Raw genomic sequence first — 674 nt, 5'->3', positions numbered from 1 at the left:
TCATGACTGGGGTGAAGTCGTAACAAGGTAGCGCTAGGGGAACCTGGCGCTGGATCACCTCCTTAAACGATGATTATTCACGATGAGTGTCCACACAGATTGATATGGTTTAGATTTCAGAGCAAAATTGGTTCTGCATAAAATGCTGAAGCAATTTATGTGGGGCTATAGCTCAGCTGGGAGAGCGCTTCGCTGGCAGCGAAGAGGTCATCGGTTCGATCCCGATTAGCTCCACCACATACTCAGTGTCCCGTTCGTCTAGAGGCCTAGGACACCGCCCTTTCACGGCGGTAACAGGGGTTCGACTCCCCTACGGGATACCATTTTTAAACATTCTCTCCTGAGAGTTTTTAAAAATGGTTACTTCATTAGAAGTGATTAGCTCTTTAACAATTTGGAAAGCTGACAAAACAACAATTTATTGTTGTTTGTAAAGTTCTCAATGTTTATCGAAAGATAAACACCAAAAAACACATTCAAGTGTTCTTGGCTTTTTGTTTTCATTTTTTCTAAAAATGAAGGTAAAGAGATGAGTCCGGCAAAATCGAATGTCTCTCGCTCATTCAAATAATGAGAGACAACTTTGGTGATTTGAACATCAACTCGAAACTCCTTCGGGTTGTATGGTTAAGTGACTAAGCGTACACGGTGGATGCCTTGGCAGTCAGAGGCGA

At 42.9% G+C, this 674-nt stretch carries 2 tRNA genes and 1 rRNA gene; all 3 read left to right on the top strand.

Annotation, left to right across the window (positions count from 1 at the left end):
• Nucleotides 1-65, top strand: a 16S ribosomal RNA gene (locus R7R24_RS27325); the annotation flags it as partial.
• 96 nt (nt 66-161) lie between these two features.
• Nucleotides 162-237, top strand: a tRNA-Ala gene (locus tag R7R24_RS27320).
• Nucleotides 238-247: 10 nt separating this feature from the next.
• Nucleotides 248-323: transfer RNA gene (locus R7R24_RS27315), tRNA-Glu, on the top strand.
• Nucleotides 324-674: the final 351 nt, after the last annotated feature.

The sequence above is a fragment of the Vibrio sp. 704 genome (genome assembly GCF_033339295.1).
This window is presented reverse-complemented; position numbering and strand designations above follow the sequence as displayed.